The organism is Dysgonomonas sp. 216, from assembly GCF_010501065.1.
Taxonomy (GTDB): Bacteria; Bacteroidota; Bacteroidia; order Bacteroidales; family Dysgonomonadaceae; genus QVMM01.
In genome coordinates this window covers 79,927-97,575 of the sequence record NZ_QVMM01000001.1, presented here as the reverse complement: position 1 = coordinate 97,575, position 17,649 = coordinate 79,927, and the positions used below count along the sequence as shown (strand labels likewise).

Sequence of the window (17,649 nt, the reverse complement as noted above, 5' to 3'; positions counted from 1 at the left end):
TTCTCTTTTTGAAACACAGTTTCGAAATAAACTATAAATTGAATGTTTTTTTTTCGATAAACAAAAGGCTTTCTTTACATTTGCGCATAAATAAACAACTCAAAGCACGATGAAGAAAATTCTTTATATTTTTATTTTTTCTCTATTATTAGCTTCTTGTGGCGAATATAATAAGATACTGAAAAGTTCAGATTATGAGTTAAAATACACTTATGCTAAGAAGTATTATGAAGAGAAGAGATATGGACGAACTATCACTTTACTTGAAGAATTAGTTCCCATATTTAAAGGAACATCAAAAGCTGAAGAGTCGTTATTCCTTTTAGCGCAGGCCTTTTATTACGATAAAAATTACGAGACGGCAACTCAGTACTATAAAACCTATTATACTACTTATCCGAAAGGAGAATATACCGAAAATGCAAGGTTTTCAGCTGCATATAGCATGTTCTTGGATTCGCCTGATCCTCGTTTAGATCAGTCGAGTACATACAAGGCTATTCAGGAATTTCAAAACTTTCTTGAATATTATCCACAGAGCGATAAAGTTCAGTTAGCTCAGGAATATATGTTCGAATTACAGGATAAGTTAGCATATAAGGATTATATGGCAGCCCGACTATACTATAATTTGGGAAACTACATGGGTAATAATTACGAAGCTTGTGTTATAACAGCACGTGAGTCGTTACGGGTTTATCCGTTTTCGAAATTAGCAGAAGAGTTTCAGATACTTGTAGTAAGATCTCGTTACGAGTTGGCAGCTAACAGTATTGATGCGCGTAAATCAGTACGATTTAGAGATGTTATTGATGAATATTATAACTATCTGAATATGTTTCCGGAAGGTAAATATAAAGATGAAGTAACTAAATACTATAAAGCATCGTTACAGGAACTGGGCGAGCAAATAGAATTAGGTACGGGAGCAGATGCTTCTTCATCTAAAGAATAAAAAGCGTTTTAAGAGTTAATGCATTTTAATCTTTACTATGCAGGCTCGTGTAAAGCGGATTGAAAATTAACATAAAGATTATATAATAAATATATTATGGATTATAAAAAATCGAATGCTCCTGCTACTACTGTAACTCGTGATATGATGGCAGTAAGCGCAGATACTCAAAATGTATACGAGTCGGTTAGGATAATGGGAAAAAGAGCAAATCAGATTGCTGTTGAAATGAAACAAGATCTTGACCGTAAATTACAAGAATTTGCATCGTATAGCGATAATCTTGAGGAAGTATTTGAAAACAGAGAGCAAATCGAGATTTCTCGTTATTACGAAAAATTGCCTAAACCAACATTATTGGCTGCACAAGAGTATATTGAAGGAAAATTGTACTACCGTAATCCGAATAAAGACAAAGATAATTTCTAAATTATGTTGCAACGTATACAATCTGTATATCTTTTATTAGTTTCGGTATTGATGGCAGTTGCAGCTATTTCTCCATTGGCAATATTTAAGGATGCTCAGGGAAATCTTCTTGAAATGAGAAGTCTTGGAGTTTTTTTGGAGTCTCAAAAGGTGCTTGCAACATGGGGAGTAGTTTCTATAATGGGTTTGATAACGTTATTGGCTTTTATCTGTATCTTTTTGTATAAAAACAGGAAGAAACAAATAGTGATATGTTCAGTTAATACTGTTTTAATCCTGTTTTTATATGTAACTATAGCTGTTTATTCATGTTCGGGGCAGGGTTCAGCAAATATCGATTTTCAGACAGTTCAATACGGTGTAGTACTTCCGTTTATATCATTAATATTTAATGTGTTGGCACAATTGAAGATCAAATCAGATGAAAAACTTGTTCGTTCGCTAGATCGAATCAGATAAAAATCTTTTGTGTGGATTAAAATATAGAGCTCCGGTTGAAAAGTATCATCCGGGCTTTTTTATTTAGTATTGCAAATTTATTAGTGTATTAAAAAACGCATTTTTGCCTTAAATAATTATATTTGTAAATTTAAGGTTTTTGCTTGTATCAAATCTATTATCTTTTAGTGCTATGAAATTACTTTTGCTTAGTAATTCTACAAATCCGGGAGAAGAGTATTTAGATTACCCGAAACATGAAATTGCTTCTTTCTTAGGAAAGGATTCATTAAAAATAGTCTTTATTCCTTATGCTGCAATAACTATCTCTTATGATGAATATGAAGAACGGGTAAATGCCCGATTTCGGGAGTTGGGTCAGGAAGTAAAAGGTATACATCGCTATGATAATCCTCGTGAAGCCATTCAGGAAGCAGATGCTATAGTTGTGGGTGGAGGAAATACATGGAAATTAGTTAGAATGCTTCATGATGAAAATTTGATGTCTGTAATAAAGTCGAAAGTAGAGGGTGGTACTCCATATATTGGCTGGAGCGCAGGATCGAATGTTGCATGCCCAACATTACGCACGACAAATGATATGCCTATAATAGATCCGAAAGGATTCGATACAATAGGACTTATACCTTTTCAGATTAATCCACACTATTTAGATACGAACCCTGTGGGGCATGGAGGAGAAACCCGAGAAATGCGCATAATGGAGTTTGTTGCCGAAAATAAAGATATATATGTTGTGGGTTTGAGGGAAGGTACAATGTTACACTTTGATCAGGGGGTGCTTAGATTGAAAGGCGAAAAAACAGCTCGAATATTTAAGTACGGCAAACAAACAGAGGAATTAAGTAGTGGTGACGATTTTAGCTTTTTATTGAAATAATCTAACTTATATAATATTATAAATCATGAAAAAAACATTTTTAGCATTATTTGCAGCGTCTGTTTTGGCGTTTAGTTGTACAGAGAAAAAAGCAGCTCCAGAATTAACTTTATCGGGCTTGGATAAGAAAAACTTTGAAACAGAAACAAACGGAAAGGGTACAGATTTGTATGTGTTGAAGAATTCGGCAGGCATGGAAGTTTGTATAACAAATTTTGGGGCACGTATAGTATCGATAATGATTCCGGATAAGGATGGACAAATGAAAGATGTGGTTCTTGGTTTCGATTCAATTCAAGACTATTTGAATATACCATCTGATTTTGGTGCTGCTATTGGTCGTTATGCAAATCGTATAAATAAGGGACATTTCGAATTGGATGGGGAGCATTTTCAGTTGCCTATCAATAACTTCGGGCATTCGCTACACGGCGGACCAAAAGGTTTTCAGTATGCAGTGTATAATGCAACGCAAATAGATGATAAAACTATAGAATTAAGCTATTTAGCAAAAGATGGAGAACAGGGCTATCCCGGTAATCTAGATTGTAAAGTTACTTATACATTGACAGAAGATAATGCAATTGATATTAAATACGCAGCAGAAACAGATAAAGCTACGATTATAAATATGACTAATCACTCTTACTTCAATTTAGATGGAGATGCTACAGTTAGTAGCAAAGATTGGTTACTGACCTTAAATGCTGATAGTTATACTCCTGTTGATACCACGTTCATGACTACAGGTGAAATTCTTACGGTTGAAGGTACTGATATGGATTTTCGTGTACCAACAGCTATTGGTAGTCGTATTGATAATTTCGAATTCGATCAGTTGAAAAATGGAAATGGATATGATCATAATTGGGTATTAAATACTAATGGTGATATAGCAAAAGTGGCGGCAACACTGGAATCTCTTAAAAGCGGTATTGTATTAGATGTTTATACTACAGAGCCGGGTATTCAGTTTTATGCAGGAAACTTTTTAGATGGTACAGTTAAAGGAAAACAAGGTGTTACATATCAACAAAGGGTAGGTGTTTGCCTCGAGACTCAAAAATATCCGGATGCTCCTAATAAGAAGGATTGGCCATCGGCAACGCTTCGTCCCGGAGAAAAGTATGAGAGCCATACTATCTTTAAATTCTCTGTGAAAAAATAATTGGGATTTTAGTTTCAATTCTATTATAGATTATGAACAAGTCAAAGTTGCTAAGCCTATTTTTAATAGGCTTAGCAAGCATAATAGTATTACATGCGCAAAAGCAAAAGAGTTTTTATCCGGGCAAACTTTGGTTCGATACCGATGGTAAGATAATAAATGCTCATGGAGGAGGAATTCTTTATCATAAAGGAACTTACTATTGGTTTGGGGAGCATAAAGGAGAACACTCAAATGATGCGTTGGTGGGAGTGACATGTTATTCATCTACTAATTTATATGATTGGACATTTGAGCAGATTGCATTACCTGTTTCTGACGATAAGAATAGTTCTATAACAAAGGGATGTATTATTGAAAGACCTAAGGTTATTTTTAATGAGAAGACAGGTAAGTTTGTAATGTATTTTCATCTCGAACTTAAAGGTCAAGGATATAACGCTGCTCATGTTGGTGTAGCTATTAGTGATAATGCTGCGGGGCCCTATGTTTTAGTTAAAAACGGACGAGTAAATGCCGGAATATGGCCCATTAACATACCGGATTCTCAAAAGAAGTTGAACAAAAAGGAATCTGACTTTAAGTCTTGGACTCCTGAATGGCTTCGGGCAATGGAGAATGGAATGTTTCTTCGACGCGATTTTAAAGGAGGACAAATGTCTCGTGATATGACTTTGTTTGTAGATGATGATAGTAAAGCATATCACATATATTCGTCCGAAGATAATGCTACATTACAGATAGCAGAATTAACTGATGATTATTTGGGCTATACAGGTAAATATATTCGAATATTTCCGGCAAAATACAATGAAGCTCCGGCAATTTTTAAGAAAGATGGGGTTTATTGGATGATAACTTCGGGTTGTACAGGTTGGAAACCAAATGAGGCACGTATGTTTTCGGCTTCTTCTATTTTTGGAACATGGTCTCAACATCCTAACCCGTGTAGAGGTGAAGATTCAGAGCTAACATTTCATTCGCAGAGCACTTATATTCTGCATGTGCAAGGGAAGGAAAATTTATTTGTATATATGGGCGATCGCTGGATTCCATCTAATCCTATTGATGGTAGATATGTGTGGTTGCCAATATTATTTGAGGATAACAAGCCTGTTTTAAAATGGATGGATAGATGGTCGTTGAATGATTTTGACTAAAAGACGATTGATGATTATTATATCTGTAAAACAATAAATGCTTCTCTGTGAGAAGCATTTATTGTTTTGTCTTTTTATTTAGTATATAACCAGGCGTCTTTTAAATACGGATTTTTTGTTCGAAATTCATTCAGATATCTGTTGGCTTCATCTTTGTTAAAGAAAGAAGCTACGTATATTCGATAACGATTTGACGAGTTCACAATGTTAGCATTGCTAAAGCCTTTATTTTTGAATTTAGCTAACAATCTGTTTGCTTGTGGTTTTTGTGTGTCACTACCTACTATGATATAATATTGCTTATTTCTTTCGATTTTAACAGGTTCAATAGTTTCTATTTTTGCTTCTGTTGTAGTATTGCCATTGACTACTATCTCGTCTTTTTGAGAATTAGTAATGATGAATTGATTTCTGTTTTCAAATAAATTTTCGCTGTTAAAATCTTTGTTCGAGTGATAGTTCGGTATTGTTTCTCCGTGTTTTATTGATAAGTTGGAAATAAATCCCGATTGTTGTACTTTGTTTAATACTCCATCGCTAAATGATATTGTAGAAAAAAGAAGTATAGCAACGGCAGCGGCACCAGCAATAGCCGAAATTTTAGTAAGGTTTAATTTTCTAATGGCCTTTTTATTTGCTGAAATTTCTGCATGTCCAGAGGATAGTTCAGATAGCCGTTTTAATGCAATTGGAGAGTAACCCCATACGCGTGGATGGTTGTTGAAAACTTTTGAAATGGGAGTAAATAAAATCCTATTTTCGTCAGATAAATTAAGTGTTCCTAAGCTTCCGAAATCAAAAGAGCCTTTACTGTTTAATACAACTTTCAGTTCGTTAACTGCATAGTTTATTTTATTTAGTGCAGAATCGTACGAAATAGAGTATTGTTGCATGTATGATTCTACCAATAAACCATCATTGAAACGGAGTTCGGCATTAAAACCCAAGCTGAATGAGGGAGGCATTATTTGTCCGTTAAAGCCAACATATGCCGACTCTTTGTTCAATATAAAGCCACCTAAATCAGGTATTATTACATATTCATGTTCAAGGATTAAAAATTCGATATGAGATACTAAATCTTTCATTTTACAAATATAATTAGAAAGTAATGTATCGGGTTCTTTTTCTACATTTTTTTATTAACAGTATGTTGATAACTCGATTTTAGAAGTTATCTTTGTTCTTTTTTGAAAAAGGCTTTGGTGTTGGTTTTCACTAGTAATAAATATTAATTAAAAGTTCGCCAATTACAATAAAACTGTTTTATTCACGTTTGTTTTCTAATAACCATAGGATATTGTATTATATAAATTATGAAAAAAATTCTACTGTTTAGCCTTATTCTAGCTTGGATAGGATTTGCGTGTTCTACGCCTAAGGGTATAAGCTATTTTGAAGATATTGATAAGAATAATCAGGGATTCTTTGACAAGCCTGAAAATTTTAGCCCTGTTAAAATAAAAGTAGATGATGAATTATCAATTGTCGTCTCGGCGAGAGATCCACAGGCTGTTGCTGGGTTTAATCTGCCAATGGTGTCGTCTACGTCTTCTTCAATGCCGGATGTAAAAATAGGGCGTACTGTAGGGCAAAGCCAAACTTTACAGACATACATAGTAGATGCTGATGGAAGTATTAATATGCCGGGGTTAGGACGTGTGTATGTTGAGGGGAAAACAACCGAAGAAATTACGGCTTATGTAACTTTAAAGCTCGAAGAATATGTGAAAGATCCGATAGTGACTGTTCGGCTAATGAACTTTTCTGTGTCGGTGCTTGGACAAGTTAACTCTCCTGGAAAATATGAGTTTAAAAGTCAATATGTAACGGTTTTAGACGCAATAACTGCAGCTCGAGATTTAACAACCCATGGGGTGCGGGAAAATGTATTAGTGATCAGACGAGATAATAAAGGAGATACTCAGTACTATAGAGTAGATTTAACTTCGTCGGAAATGTTTTCTTCTTCACATTTTTACCTTCAGCAAGGAGATGTGGTATATGTTACACCTAATAAAGAAAAACAACGAGATTCGGGTTCAGGAACACAAAAATCTTTCAACTTAACTGTAATAACAACAGCTGTAAGTTACATCTTCAGTATTATTGTTATTGTACTTAATACTAATTAATAGGAAAAGAAATAGAAGAAATGGGGCAGAATAAGAAAGCATCGAATGATTATAATGATTTATCAGAAATATTTTCCAGGTATATAGCTTATTGGAAGTGGTTTGCTGTTTCTATTATCTTATGTACAGGGTTAGCATTTGTCTTATATAAAGTACAGTCTCCCGTATTTAAAACTAATGCTAATATTTTAGTTAAACCAGATGACTCGAAAAATACAATGGGAGCTATGGCATTGCAAAGCCTTGGCGTTGGAGGATTAGCTGGTTCGGAAAAGGCTGAAGATGAGGTGTATGTAATTTCTTCTTATTCATCGATAAGGAAGATGATTGTGGAACTGGGAATATATAAAACTTATACCGAAGTAAAGTTCCCTCTAAATAAAACATATTATAAAAACTCTCCTATCACAGTTGATATTCCATTGAAGACAATAGATACTCTGTCTCAGAGTTTTAAATTGGATATAAAGATTAAGAACAACAAGGCAGAAGTGGAGATGGTTTATGGAAGTGATAAGCTTGAACAAAATTTCACGATCGATAAATTTCCAGAAACAGTTAAGACTATAGCCGGAGATTTAACTTTTAAAACTAATGGCGCATTGAAAGCGGATAAAAGCTATCGTTTTAAAGTTGGATTTTCTTCGTTAAACGGATTGGCAGAGTCTTATAAAAAAATAATAAAGATTGCTCCTCCGACACGGCGTTCCAATATAATCAATATGTCTATATTAGACAAAAGCCCTCAAAAAGGACGTGATATTTTAAATACGCTAGTCCGATTATATAATGATGATGCTTTAGAGGATAAAAATCAAGCTGCGAGGTTTTCCATCCAATTTATTCAGGAGCGTATTGATACGATATCAGCAGTATTGAAGGATATCGAATATGATATTGAAGATTATAAAACTCAGAATAATGTATATGACTTACGCACTGAAGCTGAGTACTTTTTGAAAAATGTAGGGGAAAGTCAAGGGAAAGCATTGGAATACAGAATTCAGCTAAGTCTTGCTGAGATGATTGAAGATTATTTGAAAGATTCGAAAAATAAATATTCTCTCATTCCGATGAGTGGTGTCATGTCGGAAAGTTTAGCTTTATCAGTTAAAGAGTATAATAACACAATGATGGAGCGTACCCGTATGCTACAGAGTTCGAGCGAGAACAATCCCATTATATTGTCTATGAATGAGCATATAGATATACTGCGAGCTGCTGTTGTGACGAGTATTTCTAATGTAAAGAAAGAATTAGCGGTATCATTGAAAGACTGGGACTCGCAGGAACAAGAACTGAGGAATAGGATAAATCGTATGCCGAAGCAGGAACGGGAGTATATTGAAAGACGCAGGCAGCAGGAGTTACAATCGGCTTTGTATATGTTACTTTTACAAAAATTGCAGGAAGCTGAATTAACGCTGGCATCGGCTACTTCTAAAGCTAAGATAGTGGATGCTGCATACACTCAAGCGTTGCCGGTTTCTCCGAAAAAAATGCAATTACTTGGGCTTGGTTTTGTTCTCGGATTCCTTATCCCTTTCTGTATCGTGTATTATAAAACATCATTAAGGCCCAAATTGTCTGATGTCCGATCGCTGAAAAGGGTTACAGATATACCTGTGTTAGGTGAGATTTGTGAAGAAAAATCGGCCGAATCAATCGTTGTTTCGGCAACAACAACAACGGCTATTTCCGAGTTGTTCCGATTGTTAAGAACAAATATTCAGTTTCTGTTACCTAAAAAAGAGGAGAAAGTTATATTGGTAACATCTAGCGTGAGTGGTGAGGGTAAATCTTTCTTTGTTATTAATTTTGCTCTTTCTTTATCTCTTATAAAAGATAAAAAAGTAGTAATAGTGGGTCTTGATATTCGGAATCCGAAGTTGGCGGAATATTTATCATTGAAGTCTCAATCGGGAATTACAACATATTTGTCTTCAGAGGAGTATAAACCGGAGGATGTTATTGTAAGTTTATCTCATATGCATCCTAATTTAGCTATAGTTCCGGCAGGACCAGTACCTCCGAATCCATCCGAATTGCTTTTAAGTGAGCGTTTAGACTTGTTTTTTGACTATTTAAGAGCTAATTATGACTATGTAGTTGTTGATACTGCTCCTGTTGGAATGGTGTCCGATACATTCTCTTTAGCAAGAGTTTCTGATGCGACATTGTATTTGTTTAGAGCAGATTATACTAATAAATCTTACTTGAAATTAGCTGAATCTATTGTCGAAGAAGATAAGCTGAAGAAGTTGTATCTAGTCATGAATGGAACAAGAACAAAGACTGGGTATGGGTATGGATATGGAGAAAAAAAATAAAGGGAAGAAACTTTTTGTTTTTAACTCTTTTACAGGATTAGTACAGTTGATTATTTCGGCTGTACTAATCATTGTTTGTCTCCCTGTATTTTTAAAAATATTAGGAAAAGATTTGTATGGCGTTTTTAGTATAGTTTCGGTGATAGGTAATTTGGCTATTTATGCTAACCTGTCGTTGGACGCCGCACTGATTAAGTTTATATCGGAACAAGGAAAATGTAAAGAGTCGGACAACGATATTGTTGTCATGTTTTTGCTAATGCTTTCTTTTTTACTTCCATTGTCAGTTCTTATTTTTCTATTCAATGATTTTATTCTTTTATCAATATTAAGTGTTCCTACTGAATATCTATCGGAAGGGAAAGCTTTATTGTTTTGGCTTATATTGGCTAATCTATTATTGTTATTAGGAAAAGTATTTACATCCATAGTGGAGGCAAAGCAAAAAATTTATCTTACCAATTTTGCATCATTTATTTATAGCTTAATATATTGGGGTGGGTCTGCATTTGTTTTGTTAGCCGGAAAAGGTTTGAAAGGGGTTGGCGTGACAATTTTTGTCGCAGCTGTTATTTGGTTTTTTTTGGTGATGTTTGCAGCTTGCAAAAACTGGGGGCGTTTAGATCTGGGAGGTTTGAGGTTTCAATTTAAAGCATCGGCTAAAAAGCAATTAAAATATAGTACAAAAATATATACTGGAAGCTTATTGAGCTTTTTATATGAACCCTTAACCCGTATTTTAATATCTAACTTTATAGGTATTGCAGATGTTGGTTTTTATGATATAGCTTTGAGAATAAAGAGTCAGGTTCTAACCTTATTTTACCGTTTATTGCAACCTTTATATCCTACAATTGCTATAATGAAGGATATAGCAAAAATAAGAACCTTAGCTGAAAAACTAACTAATGGGCTTTTATTTGTAGTTATACCTGTTGTTGTTCTCTTGATTTTTTGTACTGAGCCTATAATAACTTTGTGGCTGAAGGAAGGTAATATCTCATTAATATCACAAACAACAATTATTCTAATTGTTGTGAATTTACTATTCAGTATTCCTTTTACTCCTGTCTATTGTTTTCTTCGGGCAAAGAATCATCCCGAAAAAGAAGTATATATTCAGTCTGTAAATTCAATAGTAAATGCTTCAGTATTATTAATCTTTTACACAGTATTAGGATATTATTCTGTGCTATTAGGTAATGGATTGTCTATTGTATGTTCAGGAATAATGTGTATGTATTTTCAATATAAATATTTGGGTGTGTTACCTCTTGATACATTTAAGGTTAAGCTAAAATATATTTTATGTTTTTGTGTTGTATTCGGAGCCGCGGCTCTATATTCATATTATGGTTACAGTATTAGTTTACAATATATTATTTTGCAGATGATTTTGGTGGGAGGAGTTTCGCTTCTTGCTTTTTATCTATTTAAAGTGTTCGATAAAAAAGATTTAAGCCTAAAATAGTTCGCATATGTTGTTTATCCCTTTATTGTTATTTGGAATATATTTATATCTGGCAGAAAAGCGCGTTCTGTCAGGATTGATATTCTTTTTCTTTCTGGCGGACGGCTTTCAAGTAATTCCATTACGTTTTTTTGATTTAGGTTTTATAGATAAACCTCTTGATTTTGGCGTTTTATATATTGTTGCAACATTTATATTGGGTTGTTTAAGATATAACGGTTTTTTACGGAAGGATAAACTGGCAATAGTAATATGGATTTTCCTTTTATATGTTTTTTGTAGTTGCTTGGTAAGTTATTATTGCTACGAAGTAGAGTTTATCGATATCGTAAAAACATCCCGATATTATCTTCTTGTTTTAAGTTACTTTGTTTTTTGTAGGTTTACAAAAGATGAATTGATGAGATTGTTGGAAATTTTATTCTATATAACATTATTTGGTTCAGTATTATATATTGTTCAAGGAATTACTGGGGTTAAAACTTTGTCGGGATTAGTTCAGAAACTGCATTCTGGTCCGCTTAAAATTAGAGGGTATAATATTCCTCGATTGCATTTTTTCTTTGTTTTTTATGCTCTGTTTGCAAATCCTTTTAAAAGAAGCTTGCGTTATATTTCTATTGGTGTTTATGCTTTTGTCCCGATAATTTCTATGCACCGAAATTTAATATTAACATTAATACTTCTGTCTTTTGTTGGTTTATACTATGTGCAAGGAGGAGCCAGAGGTGTGGTTAAATATTTATTTATAGGAGTAATGGCTTTAATCCCGTTGTCGGATGTAGTTATGTCTCGATTCGAAGGAGATGATTTTTCGAATGATATTAATAGTGTTATAGAAGGAGCTTTCTTAGACTATATGTCGGAAGATGCAGATCAAAAAAGTACATTTTTATTTCGGATCGCTCTTCTGTATGAACGGGTTGAATATATGGCTAAAGACCCAATGAATTTGTTTTGGGGAGTTGGGTTTATGCATGAGGATTCTGCCCTTTCAGAACAGAAATTTGACTTTGTGATTGGAGTATATGATAGAAATAATTATAAAGTAATTCAGCTCGATAGCTCTGATATTTCATGGGTGCCTTTTTTACTCAGATTAGGTATAGCTGGTACTGTTATCTATCTATCTATTTATTTAGTAATGACATTGGCGTTCTTTCGAAAGAAAGAAGATATATATATGCTTGTAGCCTTGTTATATATTTTATATATTGTAACAACTTCTATAGCTTCGAGTATGCTATATGAATCACAGACTATAATTCCGGCAATTTTATGTTATATTATTCTTCAAAAGAAGAATGAAAAAGGCGAATTGTATAATGAATAAAAATATAAAAGTAACCGTACTAACATCTTTATATAACTGTATTTCCTTTCTTGATAGCTATTTTAGTTATCTTGATGAAATAGATAATAAAAATGAAGTTGAAGTTTTATTGTTGCATAATTCGCCTACTGCAGAAGAATTAGCGGTTATTGATAGGAGGTTACCCGATTTTCCCTTTGTAAGGCATATTGTGATAAAAGATAGAGAGGGACTGTATGAAACATGGAACAGAGGTTGTGATTTAGCTAAAGGCGATTATATATGTGTTTGGAATGTTGATGATATACGATTGCCAGATTCAATTTCAAATCAAAAAAGGGCGTTAGACGATAATCAGGATGCAATGTTGGCATATGGTGATTTTTTATATATGTTTGAGTATGGGATGTTTACGGATGAGCTTAAAGTAGAACCTGATTTCAATACTCATAAAGGAGATTTTCTGGAGAAACATTATATAGGTTGTTTTCCTATGTGGAGAAAGTCTGTAATTAAAGAATTTGGGTATTTTGATGAACAGTTTAAACTGGTTGCAGATCTTGATTTTCAAATGAGAATTGCTTATTCTGGAAAATTAGTAAAGGCTTCAGGGATTCTGGGGTATTATTTGGAAGGAGACCCAAGAAAGTTGAGTATGAATTACGATTTGCAAGACAGGGAACGTACTGCAGTGTATTTGAGGTTTGGTGTTTTTAGATATCTGAATCTTGCATATTTACTAAGTGCATGTATGCGTTATAATACAAAAGGCTATAAACATAAAGGTATTTATCACACAATAAAAATCCCATTGTCTTATAAATTAAAAAAACTTCCGTTATTGTTTTTTGCCTTCTTACATTTACCGTATTATTCGGCTCAATATATGAAGCGTCGCATTGTTAAAAGATAATAAGTAAATTTATATGATTAGAGGAAAGAGGTGTCGCTTAATAAGAATCTGAGTCGAATATCATGAAAATAGTACATGTAATATTTTCCTTGAAGACAGGAGGAAGTGAAACAATGCTTGTTGATATAATTAATGAGCAGGTTAATTCAGATAATGATCTTGAGTTGATAATTATAAATGATGAATATGAAAATGCACTTGTTGATAAAATAGACAAGAGGGTTAAAATATCGTATATGAGGCGCGTTAGAGGGCGTAATACGATATTTGTAGCATTGAAGCTAAATATGTATGCTGTACTTTATCGCCCAGATGTTGTGCATTTTCATGATCATACAGGTATTGGAATGTTTTTTTACCAATCGTTTAAGAAGGTTTTGACTGTTCATGCTATTGGTTTTAATTCAAAATATTGGAGGAGATATGATGCCATCTGTTCAATATCTAATGCAGTGAAGGAAGATTTAAAAAATAGAATAGGAATTGATTCGTCTTTAGTCTATAATGGTATTTCTTTTAAAACAATAAAACAAAAACAAATTTCATCGAAGAATAAGGCAGAGCTTAGACTGTTACAAATAAGTAGGCTCGATCATCAGACTAAGGGGCAAGATATACTTATTGACGCAATAAAATTGGTTGCAGGAAAATATTTTGGCAAAATATCCGTTGATTTCATAGGAGAGGGAGATTCCCGTTCTTATCTGGAGGCAAAAGTGCTAGAGAGTGGACTAAGTGATTCGATTCGTTTCCTTGGGTTAAAAAGTAGAGACTATATTTATGAACATTTGAATGAATATGATTTGCTGGTTCAACCTTCGGTTTATGAGGGGTTTGGATTGGCTATTGCAGAAGGCATTGCCGCTAAAATACCAGTTCTTATTTCAGATAATAAAGGACCGATGGAAGTAATTGCAGAAGGAAAATATGGCTTTGTTTTTAAAAATGGAGATTCTATAGACTGTGCAGAGAAAATTATTCAGATAGCAATGATGTCGGACGATAAGATAAGAATGTTAACTCAGGATGCATTTTTGTATGCTGAAAAAATGTTTAATATCGAAAATACAGCTCAAAATTACTTGAATTTGTATAAAGATTGAGTTTTTCAAAAGAGATTGAAAGCCTAGAATCTATATCGTGTTTTATAATGAAGATATTACAAATAAATAAATATTTTTACCCTAAAGGAGGTGCCGAAACAGTATTTTTTAATACAATTGATTTATTAAAAGATAATGGGCATACGGTTATACCGTTTTCAGTGAAGAGCGAAAAGAATAGAAAATCAGAATATGAGTCTTATTTTGTGAACTTTTCGGAACTATCGGAATCAGGGCTTTTAACTAAAATCACAGAGGGAGCTAAATTCTTATATAATAAAAATGCAGCTACACAATTAGATCGGTTGTTATCGGTCGAAAAACCGGATATAGCCCATATTCATTTGATGTTTAATAGCTTTTCGGTGTCTATATTGCCGGTTTTAAGAAAGCATAGAATTCCGGTAATTATGACTGCGCACGATTATAGACTGGTGTGTCCCTCTTATACGATAACCAATGGTAAAGGAGATATTTGCGAAAGATGCCTCGAAACAAAGAGTTATTACCATTGTGTGATAAAAAAGTGTTCGAATAATAGCTTTGTCAACAGCCTGTTTCTAACTTTAGATAGCTATTTTCGAAAATACTGTTATCGCCCGATAGATTATATAGACCGTTTTATTTTTGTTAGTCACTTTTCGAGGAATAAACACATTCAGGGCGAACCATTGTTTAAGGATCGAAGTACTAAGTTATACAACTTTACTCTGATAGAAGAGGATAAAAATATAGAAAAAGAGGACTATATACTGTATTTTGGAAGAATTTCGGAAGAGAAAGGTATTGCTACTTTAATAAAGGCAATGAAGAATCTGCCCATTGTTAACCTGAAAGTGCTGGGCGAAGGTCCGTTGCTGAATTCTTTTAAACAACAAGAGTTACCTTCAAATATAGAATTCCTTGGGTTTAAAACAGGAAATGAACTCCGAGACTATGTTCAGAAAGCAAAATATGTTGTTTTACCCTCAGAATGCTATGAAAATAATCCTATGACTATTATCGAAGCAATGACATTAGGAACTCCGGTTATAGGTAGTAATTTGGGAGGAATACCTGAACTTATAACAGATTCGGAAACCGGATTCTTGTTTCAACCTAAATCGGCAGATGATTTAAGTGCTGTTATTGAAAGGGCTATGAGCAAAACACAAGAAGAATATGAAAGATTATCAGCTTCGGCAAAGGAGTTTGCCGTGAATCAATTTTCCGCAAAAGCACACTTTAGGGATTTGATGAATATTTATAAAGAAACGATTGAAAATTATAAATATTAAATTTCTTCTAAAAACAGGCAAAAATATCAATAAACATTTATTATATTTGATAATGCTAAAGCACTCTCCGATTAATTGCTATCAGAGGGTGTTTTGTAGAGTTTAGAAAATAGAAAAGTTAAGAGGAAGCGTGATATCTTACTAAATATTATATTTACAAATCATCTCTAATACCTATTGTGAAAATATTTGTTTTGTGAAAATATGCAACCAACCATTTACTATATATATAGCATTATATACTTGAATGCCTCTTACAACAAAGAATAAAAGTGTCATGAAAATTATTGTAATAGGTACACGAGGCATTCCTGATATACAAGGGGGAATTGAAACCCATTGTGAGAAATTATACCCTATACTTGTATCGTTAGGTTATGATGTTACAGTTGTAAGAAGACCAAACTATCTTGAAAAAGAAAAAAGAATATCCTTGTTTAAGGGGGTGAAAATTAAAGATATATGGGCTCCTCGACGAAAGAATATAGAGGCGATAATACATACCTTTTTTGCCGTTTTTTATGCAAAAACTCAAAAGCCGGATATATTACACATTCATGCTATCGGGCCATCTATTTTAGCTCCCCTTGCCAGACTTTTGGGGATGAAAGTGATTGTAACACATCATGGTCCGGATTATAACAGGGATAAATGGGGCATGTTTGCCAAGCTAATGTTGAGAATAGGGGAAAAAAATGCAGCCCGATATTCTAACCACATAATTGCTATATCGAATGTTATAAAGAAAGACCTGACCGAGAAATATAAACGAACTAAAAATGTTTCGTTGATACCCAATGGGGTAAATATTCCGGATATAGCCCAGTCTACAGATTATATTGAATCATTAGGCGTTGAAAAGCATAAATATATTTTCGCACTTGGACGTTTTGTTAAGGAAAAAGGCTTTGATAACTTGGTAGAGGCGTATGCCGGAATTGCAGATAAAAAAGGTATAAAACTAGTTATTGCCGGAGATGCAGACCATGAAACGGAATATTCATTATCGTTAAAGAAATATGCCAAAGAACAAGGAGTTATTCTCACCGGATTTATTAAAGGTGAGTATTTGAACGAGTTGTTTTCGAACGCGGCTTTTTTTGTATTGCCTTCGTTTCATGAGGGATTGCCTATTTCATTGTTAGAGGCTATGAGCTATAATCTTGATGTGGTGTTGAGCGATATTTTAGCAAACAGGGGAATACTAAACGATGATAATCTGTTTTTCGAGCCCGGAAATGTCGAACAATTAAGATCTAAAATAGAACAAAAGCTCGAACAGCCTATTATGAGAATCACTTACGATTTATCTCCTTATAATTGGGATCATATTGCCGAACAAACAAGAGCCGTATACGATAATTTTAAAAAGAAAGATAAAATCTAGAAAAATATAATTGCTTATTTTTCGCTAAAAGCTATTTTATTCCAATTAAGAGTCTTTTCTGATTCAATTAAAAATGGTTCTAAGTTTTTGTAATCATCTTCCGATAAATAGCCCTTTATATCGGCTGTCAGTTTAAGATTGGCATTCTCTCCGTTCAACTCCATTTTTACAGGTAGCATATCTAATGCAGATATTGCATTTTTGAAGTTGTCCGACAAGCGGTCGGCATCGCTCTTTATAATCCAGTCTTTTGCCAGTTTCGGAAATAACATGCCATTATCAGGGAGCAGTTGCCATTGTGTAGTGTAAAACCTGATGTAACTGTCGCATACTTTTCCGCACACAGTGTTTATTACACATATAATTTTAGAGTCGTTTACTAAAGATAATAGTTTGATTTGTATTGATCCTTTTTTAGATGTTTGCAGCGAAATGTAGTCGTCCGAAATAGCTAGTCTTTTCATAGTTCCTTCCAAATCGCTTAATACTTCAACATTTGTGGTGTCGGTTGGGCTGGCAATCAGCTTATCTTTTCTTTCGGCATCTATTCCATATAATATATTTTTGGGAGCAGATAAGAAAACCGATGTAATGTCTTGAGCTTTTGTAATAGAAAAAACACAAAGGAAAAATATGGCGAATAACAATCTTTTCATCTTATAGATAATTT

The 17,649-nt window shown here is 33.7% G+C and carries 16 protein-coding genes; 14 read left to right on the top strand and 2 right to left on the bottom strand.

Features of this window, described 5'->3' with window-relative positions; all coding sequences use genetic code 11:
• Positions 1 to 109: 109 nt before the first annotated feature.
• From D0T53_RS00440 to D0T53_RS00415, 6 genes are all read left to right on the top strand, one after another.
• Positions 110 to 955, top strand: a complete 846-nt coding sequence (locus tag D0T53_RS00440; protein ID WP_163263961.1) for an outer membrane protein assembly factor BamD — start codon at positions 110 to 112, stop codon at positions 953 to 955.
• A 96-nt stretch (positions 956 to 1,051) separates the two neighbouring features.
• Positions 1,052 to 1,384: a DNA-directed RNA polymerase subunit omega gene (locus D0T53_RS00435; RefSeq protein WP_163263959.1), complete on the top strand. Its 333-nt coding sequence runs from the start codon at positions 1,052 to 1,054 to the stop codon at positions 1,382 to 1,384.
• A 3-nt stretch (positions 1,385 to 1,387) separates the two neighbouring features.
• Positions 1,388 to 1,843: a DUF4293 domain-containing protein gene (locus D0T53_RS00430; RefSeq protein ID WP_163263957.1), complete on the top strand. Its 456-nt coding sequence runs from the start codon at positions 1,388 to 1,390 to the stop codon at positions 1,841 to 1,843.
• Positions 1,844 to 2,015: 172 nt separating this feature from the next.
• Positions 2,016 to 2,723 carry a dipeptidase PepE gene (pepE, locus tag D0T53_RS00425; protein WP_163263955.1) on the top strand — a complete coding sequence of 236 codons (708 nt, stop codon included), beginning with the start codon at positions 2,016 to 2,018 and terminating at the stop codon, positions 2,721 to 2,723.
• 25 nt (positions 2,724 to 2,748) lie between these two features.
• Positions 2,749 to 3,891 (top strand): aldose epimerase family protein, encoded by a 1,143-nt coding sequence (locus D0T53_RS00420; RefSeq protein ID WP_163263953.1) that lies wholly within the window; start codon positions 2,749 to 2,751, stop codon positions 3,889 to 3,891.
• 32 nt (positions 3,892 to 3,923) lie between these two features.
• Positions 3,924 to 5,051: a glycoside hydrolase family 43 protein gene (locus D0T53_RS00415; protein WP_163263951.1), complete on the top strand. Its 1,128-nt coding sequence runs from the start codon at positions 3,924 to 3,926 to the stop codon at positions 5,049 to 5,051.
• A 74-nt stretch (positions 5,052 to 5,125) separates the two neighbouring features.
• Here the strand turns inward: D0T53_RS00415 and D0T53_RS00410 are convergent, their stop codons facing one another.
• A complete protein-coding gene (locus D0T53_RS00410; protein WP_163263949.1) occupies positions 5,126 to 6,139 on the bottom strand; it encodes an SPOR domain-containing protein in 1,014 nt (337 codons plus the stop codon).
• A gap of 228 nt (positions 6,140 to 6,367) precedes the next feature.
• Here D0T53_RS00410 and D0T53_RS00405 point away from each other — a divergent pair, with 228 nt between their 5' ends.
• The 8 genes from D0T53_RS00405 (at position 6,368) to D0T53_RS00370 (ending at position 16,979) form a co-directional block, all read left to right on the top strand.
• Entirely contained in the window at positions 6,368 to 7,186 is an 819-nt protein-coding gene (locus tag D0T53_RS00405; protein WP_163263947.1) for a polysaccharide biosynthesis/export family protein, read from the top strand.
• A gap of 20 nt (positions 7,187 to 7,206) precedes the next feature.
• Positions 7,207 to 9,516: a tyrosine-protein kinase family protein gene (locus D0T53_RS00400; RefSeq protein ID WP_163263945.1), complete on the top strand. Its 2,310-nt coding sequence runs from the start codon at positions 7,207 to 7,209 to the stop codon at positions 9,514 to 9,516.
• Positions 9,464 to 10,987 carry an oligosaccharide flippase family protein gene (locus tag D0T53_RS00395; protein ID WP_163263943.1) on the top strand — a complete coding sequence of 508 codons (1,524 nt, stop codon included), beginning with the start codon at positions 9,464 to 9,466 and terminating at the stop codon, positions 10,985 to 10,987. The genes D0T53_RS00400 and D0T53_RS00395 overlap by 53 nt, the downstream gene beginning before the upstream one ends.
• Before the next feature lie 400 nt (positions 10,988 to 11,387).
• The gene (locus D0T53_RS00390) at positions 11,388 to 12,320 is read left to right on the top strand and encodes a hypothetical protein (protein WP_221411476.1); all 933 of its coding nucleotides are present in this window, start codon (positions 11,388 to 11,390) and stop codon (positions 12,318 to 12,320) included.
• Positions 12,313 to 13,212 (top strand): glycosyltransferase, encoded by a 900-nt coding sequence (locus tag D0T53_RS00385; protein ID WP_163263939.1) that lies wholly within the window; start codon positions 12,313 to 12,315, stop codon positions 13,210 to 13,212. The genes D0T53_RS00390 and D0T53_RS00385 overlap by 8 nt, the downstream gene beginning before the upstream one ends.
• A gap of 62 nt (positions 13,213 to 13,274) precedes the next feature.
• Entirely contained in the window at positions 13,275 to 14,315 is a 1,041-nt protein-coding gene (locus D0T53_RS00380; RefSeq protein WP_163263937.1) for a glycosyltransferase family 4 protein, read from the top strand.
• Between the two features lie 47 nt (positions 14,316 to 14,362).
• Positions 14,363 to 15,592, top strand: a complete 1,230-nt coding sequence (locus tag D0T53_RS00375; protein WP_163263935.1) for a glycosyltransferase family 4 protein — start codon at positions 14,363 to 14,365, stop codon at positions 15,590 to 15,592.
• 277 nt (positions 15,593 to 15,869) lie between these two features.
• On the top strand, positions 15,870 to 16,979 hold the full coding sequence (locus D0T53_RS00370; protein ID WP_163263933.1) for a glycosyltransferase family 4 protein: 1,110 nt from the start codon (positions 15,870 to 15,872) through the stop codon (positions 16,977 to 16,979).
• Between the two features lie 14 nt (positions 16,980 to 16,993).
• Here D0T53_RS00370 and D0T53_RS00365 read toward each other — a convergent pair whose 3' ends face one another.
• Positions 16,994 to 17,635, bottom strand: coding sequence for a DUF3256 family protein (locus D0T53_RS00365; protein WP_163263931.1), 642 nt, complete (start codon positions 17,633 to 17,635; stop codon positions 16,994 to 16,996).
• Between the last annotated feature and the right edge of the window lie 14 nt (positions 17,636 to 17,649).

Excerpts from the sequence above, each read along its gene's own strand:
- D0T53_RS00440 (WP_163263961.1), top strand. The coding sequence starts at position 110 with ATGAAGAAAATTCTTTATATTTTTATTTTTTCTCTATTATTAGCTTCT.
- D0T53_RS00435 (WP_163263959.1), top strand. The coding sequence starts at position 1,052 with ATGGATTATAAAAAATCGAATGCTCCTGCTACTACTGTAACTCGTGAT.
- D0T53_RS00430 (WP_163263957.1), top strand. The coding sequence starts at position 1,388 with ATGTTGCAACGTATACAATCTGTATATCTTTTATTAGTTTCGGTATTG.
- pepE (WP_163263955.1), top strand. The coding sequence starts at position 2,016 with ATGAAATTACTTTTGCTTAGTAATTCTACAAATCCGGGAGAAGAGTAT.
- D0T53_RS00420 (WP_163263953.1), top strand. The coding sequence starts at position 2,749 with ATGAAAAAAACATTTTTAGCATTATTTGCAGCGTCTGTTTTGGCGTTT.
- D0T53_RS00415 (WP_163263951.1), top strand. The coding sequence starts at position 3,924 with ATGAACAAGTCAAAGTTGCTAAGCCTATTTTTAATAGGCTTAGCAAGC.
- D0T53_RS00410 (WP_163263949.1), bottom strand. The coding sequence starts at position 6,139 with ATGAAAGATTTAGTATCTCATATCGAATTTTTAATCCTTGAACATGAA.
- D0T53_RS00405 (WP_163263947.1), top strand. The coding sequence starts at position 6,368 with ATGAAAAAAATTCTACTGTTTAGCCTTATTCTAGCTTGGATAGGATTT.
- D0T53_RS00400 (WP_163263945.1), top strand. The coding sequence starts at position 7,207 with ATGGGGCAGAATAAGAAAGCATCGAATGATTATAATGATTTATCAGAA.
- D0T53_RS00395 (WP_163263943.1), top strand. The coding sequence starts at position 9,464 with ATGGAACAAGAACAAAGACTGGGTATGGGTATGGATATGGAGAAAAAA.
- D0T53_RS00390 (WP_221411476.1), top strand. The coding sequence starts at position 11,388 with ATGAGATTGTTGGAAATTTTATTCTATATAACATTATTTGGTTCAGTA.
- D0T53_RS00385 (WP_163263939.1), top strand. The coding sequence starts at position 12,313 with ATGAATAAAAATATAAAAGTAACCGTACTAACATCTTTATATAACTGT.
- D0T53_RS00380 (WP_163263937.1), top strand. The coding sequence starts at position 13,275 with ATGAAAATAGTACATGTAATATTTTCCTTGAAGACAGGAGGAAGTGAA.
- D0T53_RS00375 (WP_163263935.1), top strand. The coding sequence starts at position 14,363 with ATGAAGATATTACAAATAAATAAATATTTTTACCCTAAAGGAGGTGCC.
- D0T53_RS00370 (WP_163263933.1), top strand. The coding sequence starts at position 15,870 with ATGAAAATTATTGTAATAGGTACACGAGGCATTCCTGATATACAAGGG.
- D0T53_RS00365 (WP_163263931.1), bottom strand. The coding sequence starts at position 17,635 with ATGAAAAGATTGTTATTCGCCATATTTTTCCTTTGTGTTTTTTCTATT.